The organism is Psychrobacter namhaensis, from assembly GCF_016107545.1.
GTDB classification, from domain to species: domain Bacteria; phylum Pseudomonadota; class Gammaproteobacteria; order Pseudomonadales; family Moraxellaceae; genus Psychrobacter; species Psychrobacter namhaensis.
Genome location: NZ_JABASS010000008.1, coordinates 114,712 through 121,500, shown reverse-complemented (window position 1 = coordinate 121,500; position 6,789 = coordinate 114,712). Strand labels below are relative to the sequence as shown.

Genomic DNA, 6,789 nt, shown 5'->3' with positions numbered 1-6,789 from the left:
TCGTAACGCATAAAAATACCCCATAAGTTGTGTCCAACTTATGGGGGTCGGTTCAATTAGCCCTTTTTGTTTGTAAAATTTTTGAAGATTAACGCGAATAAGTAGGATCCGCTGCTGCTGTGAATAGTACGTCAGTTGATGAATTCAGTGCTGTTTCGGCCGAGTCCTGAATGACACCAATGATAAAGCCAATCGCCACCACTTGCATGGCAATGTCATTTGGAATGCTAAACAAGCTTGCCGCCAATGGAATCAGGAGCAGTGAACCACCAGCAACACCAGACGCTCCGCACGCGCTGATCGTTGCGACTAGGCTCAATAAAAGCGCTGATGCAAATGAGACTTCGATACCGAGTGTATGCGCCGCTGCAAGCGTTAACACATTGATCGTAATCGCCGCGCCCGCCATATTAATCGTCGCACCAAGTGGAATCGTCACCGAATACGTGTCTTCATGTAGGCCCAGTTTGCGCGCAAGGTTCATGTTGACTGGAATATTGGCCGCTGAGCTGCGAGTAAAGAAGGCGGTAATCCCTGATTCACGCAAGCAGGTGAATACCAGTGGATAAGGATTTTTGCCTGTCTTGATCAGTACGATAATAGGGTTGGCAACTAAAGCAATGAACAGCATACAACCGACCAGTACTAATAAAATACGCGCATACCCTGCTAGCGAGGCAAAGCCTGTCTCAGCGACGGTATTAGCGACCAAACCTAAGATACCAAAAGGCGCTAGGGCAATGATCCATTTCACCACTTGTGAGATGGCATCAGAAAAATCATTGACCACGGTACGCGCGGTATCGCTGGCTTGACGTAGGGCAAAGCCGATGATAATTGCCCATGCCAAAATACCAATGTAATTGGCTTCAGCAATCGCACTAACCGGATTGGCGACCAAATTCATAAGCAGGTTAGTCAATACTTCTTTGAGGCCTGCTGGTGGTACCTGCTCAATCGTCGCATTTACTAAGACCAGCTCAGTTGGGAATAAAAAACTGGCTCCTACCGCGGTGAGCGCCGCCAAAAAAGTGCCAAACATGTACATAATAAGCACTGGTTTGACATAAACTTCATTACCACTGCGGTGTTGGCTAATGGCGGCCATGACCAAAACGAATACCAATACTGGTGCAACTGCTTTTAGCGCGCCAACAAACAGTGTGCCCAACAGTCCCAATGCAATACCGATGCTTGGTGCTAGCCAACCAATTATCACACCCAGTACCAAACCAATAATAATCAGCGGTACCAGCCCTATACGCTGGTACATCGCAATCAATGAACGCATCTATACACCCTCGAGTTAGTCAATAAATAAGAAATTTATAACGAAAATAGACAAAGAATCGATGGATGGTAGCATTTTTTAAGATAAGCGCCTACCTCTAACCCCTACCTGCTTAGGCCGATAGGGCTCAGAAAAAAAGCGTAGGACTTGGTATGAGAGAAACTGGACGGCTTTTTTTTAAAATACAGACGTTTTAAAGCTGTATCTTTTAAACTTTAAAGTGGGTCAGCTCATAGTCCAATTGTTGATAAACTTTGTACTTGTGACGACCTTCTTGCACGCTGTTAGGATCGGGTTTTATCAGCTCAAGCACCCGAGTAGGCTGTGCATTGGCTGCTGCCATCACGCTTGTGACAGGCTGCACCGTAGTATTAAGGACAATACCTCTAAAATCGGCTGGCATATAACTGCCAAGCAAAACAGGCGCTAATGTTTTGTGAGTGTCTGTTATATCAGGATCAGCGGCTTCAGTATGAGCGTCTAGAAGGCGTTGATGCGGTATAAAGCTTGTCGCTTCTTGTGCCCATAGGGCGTCATCAAGCGTCGACAGTAGTGTCTCATCTTCTACCAGTATCAGCACAGACTGAGAGCTTTTATTGATCGCGGTTTGGGTCAGCTGACAAATAAAGCCCAAGAAATCTTGGGCTTTACTCTCGCTTAAAACATAAAAGCTAATGTTCATAAAAGGATTGTCATAAAGTGGTTTTTCATGAGTTCATTAAGCCATATTTACACTGTTTTTTAAATACTGCATAAATAGGGGGACAGGACGACCCGTTGCTGCTTTATCTTTACCTGAGTTCCACGCCGTGCCAGCGATGTCTAAATGTGCCCACGCTTGACCTTCTTCGACAAAACGCGACAAGAAGCACGCGGCGGTCACAGAGCCTGCGCCTTTTCCGCCAATGTTTTGCATGTCAGCGATGGGTGAGTCAAGCTGTGCTTGATACTCATCATCCATTGGCATGTGCCAAATGAGATCGCCTGATAGATTACTGGCATTTTCAAGATCAAACAATACGTCTTCATCGTTACTAAACACCGCTGAGCGTACGTGCCCTAAAGCAACCACACAGGCACCGGTCAAGGTAGCAACATCAATAATGGTTTTTGGTTGATAGCGCTGCACGTAGCATAGTGTGTCGGCCAGTACCAAGCGACCTTCAGCATCCGTGTTTAAGATTTCCACTGATTTGCCGTTCATGGCTTTGACGATATCACCAGGACGGGTGGCATCACCTGATGGCATGTTTTCCGCACAAGCAAGCGCACCAACGACGTTGATCGGTAGACGCGCTTCACACAAGGCTTTAATCGTACCTAGGACTGAGGCTGAACCACCCATGTCAAACTTCATCTCATCCATGGCCGCGCCTGGTTTGATTGAAATACCGCCTGAGTCAAAGGTAACCCCTTTACCGACTAAGACGATAGGTGCGTCGTCATTAGCAACGTCCGTAGTGGTATCACTGTTTTTACTTGCCTTTTTAGACGCTTTTTTCGTCGGCAATTTATCCGCCAGTGCTTTTAGGCCACCGGTCGCTTTTGCGCTGTTAGTCGCGTTACTAGCGTTGTTAGCATTGGCACTAAATGCTGATTTACCTTGATATTCCATCAAGACAAGCTTGCCTTCTTTAGTAGAGCCTTGCGCTACCGCTAAGAAGCAATCCATACCCAGCGCTGACATCTCATCTTCGCCCAGTACCGTGACGTTTAAGAGGTCAGGATAGGTTTTTGCCAGTTCTTGCGCTTGTTCTGCCATATAAGCTGGGAAGCAGATGTTACCTGGCTCGTTAGCAACGTCACGGGTCAGGCTTTGGCCAGCAAAGACCGCTTGAGCAAACGCTAGCGTCTCTTGCAATGACTTATCAGCCAGTAAGTAGATATCTGTTAACACAGGCGTTTTTTGCTCAGACTTGTATTTATCAAAACGATAACTCGCTGCCAATAAATTAAGCGCAAACTGGCCAAATTGATTGTCTTCTAAGGCATCATCCAAAGCAACGGTGATAGAGTCGACGCGTTTTTGCGTGCTTTGATAAATGGTATTGGCAATTTTTTGCAATCCGCTTTGGCTAAGCTTATCAAGACTACCAACACCCACCAACAATAGCTGTACTGGGTTTTGCTTCGTGGTCTTTTTGTCACCCGCTAAGGCATAATCAGCTACAGTTTCGCAGGCTTTACCATTAAAGTGGGATACCTCAATCAATTGCTCAATGCGCGTTTGGTAATCGCTTAAGACTGATTCGGCCAAGATATTTTTCTTATCATCGACTAAGACGACAAGGCAGGCCGCGTCTTTGCTTTTGGCTTCTTTTTTGAGTATTTTTTGCGTGTGCGTTTTTGGTAAATTTTGGGTTAATTTAATATTCATATAATTATCCTTATTAGAGTTATGAAAATAGCAGAATTTATGTAATGGGTTATCTCTGTTAAATCATTTGACTTATTAAGCCACCACCGTAGTGTAGCATATTGCGAGGTGGGTGCGCAGTGAGCACGCCTTAGGTAATACATTCGAGCAAGTCTGCTATGTCAATTTACGCTATTCTTCTCGTGGTCAATGATAAGAAGGGTAAACAAACCTTTCTACAGTAAATATAGTAAAAATCTACCAGAAAAAACTCGCGTCACTTAGCGTAGTGTATGTTTTAATCGGGCTTTATGACACTTATTATCGGTCATTTTTATGATGCTCTCAGTAAAAGGTAAGCAATGATTCAAACACATTTCACAGCCATTTTTGACCAAAATATGCTAGGATTAGCGGTTATCTTTATCGCTAATATTTATACGGTGTGGCTACTTAGTAGCCCAGTTGTTTTTACGTCTGTTTAACTATCTGCTTGCACAGCTCTGGGTTGATAGGACTCATCGATTGAGCTTGAGTCTGCCCGTAGCCGATCAATAAACCTGCGATGAATCGTGCGAATACCAACCTTTTTTTTAAGAGTGCCTATTGTGATATTACGCCGCTACATGACTCAACAAGTTGCCTCAACGACCGCTTTGGTATTGGGGTTTTTAGTGGTGATGATGCTTGGCGGGCGGTTGATCCGTTACTTTGGTATTGCGGCAGAGGGCAACCTAGATATCAGCTTGTTATTTACGATTATTGGTTATAATTTGCCGTATTTTTTAGAGTTAATCCTGCCGTTAGCATTTTTTATCGCATTAATGCTGGTGTTTGGGCGTTTGTACGTGGATCAAGAAATGGCAGTGATCAATGCCAGCGGCGTGTCGCGGGGTAAGCTTGCCCGCTTGATGACGCCCCTGATACTGGTACTGTTTGTCGGTGAAGCGGCGCTGTCCATCGTCGGTAAGCCGTGGGGCGTGCGTTCATCTGAGGCTGTTTGGCAGCAGCAAGCATTGACCAGTGCGTTTGACTTAATTCGTCCCAATGAGTTTATCAGTAGCGGCAATTATCATTTGTATGTGGGTAGTTTGAGCGATGATAAAAAGCAGTTGCAAGATGTGATACTCATCCAGTCTGAACCGAACCCAAAAGGCTCCGCTGATAAAAGTACCGCTGTTGATGTCAATAATCGTATTGATCCAGAGACTGCCGAGCAATTAAATATTCCAGAGTTGCCAAACGCGCGGGTCAACAATAACGCTATCAGTAAAGACACCATTACCTTAGCCAAACGCGCTGAACAAGTAGACACAGGTGATAGCGGTGTGACCCAATTAGACTTATTCCAAGGACGGCGCTATGAGGTCGCCGCGGGTAGTCTAAAGTATAATCAAGTGGGCTTTGATCGCTATCGAATCACGTTGATTGAATCATCGAAAGAAGTCATCACAGAAGACAATATCGAGACTCAAGCGATTGGACCATTGTGGCAGACAGCGACTGGTAGTGCGCAAGTAGCGAGTAGTGACAATGCGTTGCGTGCCGCCCAAGGTGAGCTTGGTTATCGCTTGGCGCTACCTTGGTTGATGATTCTTGCACCTATGCTGGCGGTGCCACTGGCACAAGTGCGCCCCCGCCAAGGCCGTTGGTTGCGTCTGTTTCCCTCTATTTTGTTATTTGTTAGCTGCGCGCTGGGTATTATTTCGCTCAAAAATGCGGTCAGTAAAGGCAGTGTCAGCGTGTGGGCCTATGCGTGGTTTATCGTAGGATTTATGGTGTTGGCGCTTTATCTGAACTGGGGAAGCCGCGTGCAGCATCGGCTGCGCTTTCGCAAACCAGAAAACGACCCTTTACCAACGGTTGATCATCAACGCAGTGGCTCACAAGGAGGGCGGTCTTAATGCGTTCTTTATTTGCAAAATCACCGGCCACTGATCAGCTTGCGCAAAAACCGACCAACTTAAAAGTACTGAGTCGTTATGTCAAACGCAACGCGCTGCTTGCTATTATCGCCGCGGTCTTAGGTCTGTGGGCGTTACAGTTGGTTTTCTCTTATTTATCAGAGCTTGATTCGTTAGATGAGAGCTACACGATGAGTGAGGCGATCAAGTATATCTTTTATCGCTCCCCCTACTTTTTAGAGCAGTTTATCCCAACGGGTGCGTTACTTGGCGCGGTGGTAGGCTTGGGTTTGCTCGCCAATAAAAGTGAGCTGGTGGTGATGCGCGCCGCTGGAGTGAGCGTGTATCGTATTGTCGGCTGGGTGCTACAGCCTGCTTTGCTCTTTGTCCTGTTAGCGCTGGCGATCAATCAGTTTGTCTTACCGCACTCCAATCAGTTGGCGAAAGAGATTAATGAGGAAGACAGCAGTTCTTTGGTCACGTCGGTACGCGGTTATTGGACACTACAGCCGCGCTTTGAGCGCTCAGAGGGTGGCGATACCAAGCCTGATGGCAGCGATATTTTGTACATCGATTACGCTGATGTCGAAGGCAATATCGGTGAAGTCAAGCGTTGGCATTTAGATAATGACGGGAATTTGCAAACGGCCGTCCACGCTGAAGGGGGGCAATATATCGGCCGCGAACCTATAGATGCTAATAACAGCAAACCGAGCGAGCAGTATCGTTATGAGTGGCAGCTGAACAACATGACCAAACTCACCATCAACCAAGGGTTTGACAGTAGCCAAGCCATCTCACCATCTGACACGTTAAGCCTGCCATTTGCCCCTGAGTCTGTGTATTTGCTCACGCGCAAGGCAGAGGATTTGTCATTGACCCAGTTGTATGAGCATCGTCAGTTTATGCGTCAGCAAGGTCAACGCTCTTTGAGCCATGAGTTGGCATTTTGGCAAAAGCTGTTATCGCCGTTGTCTATTTTATCTTTGGTGATTGTGGCTTGCTCATTCGTGTTTGGTTCGCTACGAACGCACAGTCTGGGTTTGCGTATCGTTGTGGCATTACTGTTCGGCTTGCTGTTCAGTTATATACAAGACTTGGTGGGCTTTGTCTCGCTCGCGACTGGATTTTCGCCGTTATTTATGGTGCTATTACCGATTATTGTTAGTGCGGTATTGGGTGGTTATTTACTCAAGCGGCAAATGTAGTAGCCATAAAAAAGCCCGCCAAAACATTTG

Annotated in this window: 5 protein-coding genes; 2 read left to right on the top strand and 3 right to left on the bottom strand. The window is 46.2% G+C overall.

Annotated features, from left to right (window positions below; all coding sequences use genetic code 11):
• Positions 1–88: 88 nt before the first annotated feature.
• The 3 genes from sstT to JFC06_RS07995 form a co-directional block, all read right to left on the bottom strand.
• Positions 89–1,291, bottom strand: a complete 1,203-nt coding sequence (gene sstT, locus JFC06_RS08005; RefSeq protein ID WP_198334617.1) for a serine/threonine transporter SstT — start codon at positions 1,289–1,291, stop codon at positions 89–91.
• A 208-nt stretch (positions 1,292–1,499) separates the two neighbouring features.
• Positions 1,500–1,973 carry a DNA polymerase III subunit chi gene (locus JFC06_RS08000; protein WP_198334616.1) on the bottom strand — a complete coding sequence of 158 codons (474 nt, stop codon included), beginning with the start codon at positions 1,971–1,973 and terminating at the stop codon, positions 1,500–1,502.
• A gap of 36 nt (positions 1,974–2,009) precedes the next feature.
• Positions 2,010–3,668 carry a leucyl aminopeptidase gene (locus JFC06_RS07995; protein WP_198334615.1) on the bottom strand — a complete coding sequence of 553 codons (1,659 nt, stop codon included), beginning with the start codon at positions 3,666–3,668 and terminating at the stop codon, positions 2,010–2,012.
• Between the two features lie 605 nt (positions 3,669–4,273).
• On the opposite strand from JFC06_RS07995, the gene JFC06_RS07990 reads away from it, so the two are divergent.
• Both JFC06_RS07990 and lptG read left to right on the top strand, forming a co-directional pair.
• Positions 4,274–5,551, top strand: a complete 1,278-nt coding sequence (locus JFC06_RS07990; protein WP_198334614.1) for an LPS export ABC transporter permease LptF — start codon at positions 4,274–4,276, stop codon at positions 5,549–5,551.
• Entirely contained in the window at positions 5,551–6,759 is a 1,209-nt protein-coding gene (gene lptG / locus JFC06_RS07985) for an LPS export ABC transporter permease LptG (protein WP_198334613.1), read from the top strand. The genes JFC06_RS07990 and lptG overlap by 1 nt, the downstream gene beginning before the upstream one ends.
• The last annotated feature ends 30 nt before the right edge of the window (positions 6,760–6,789 follow it).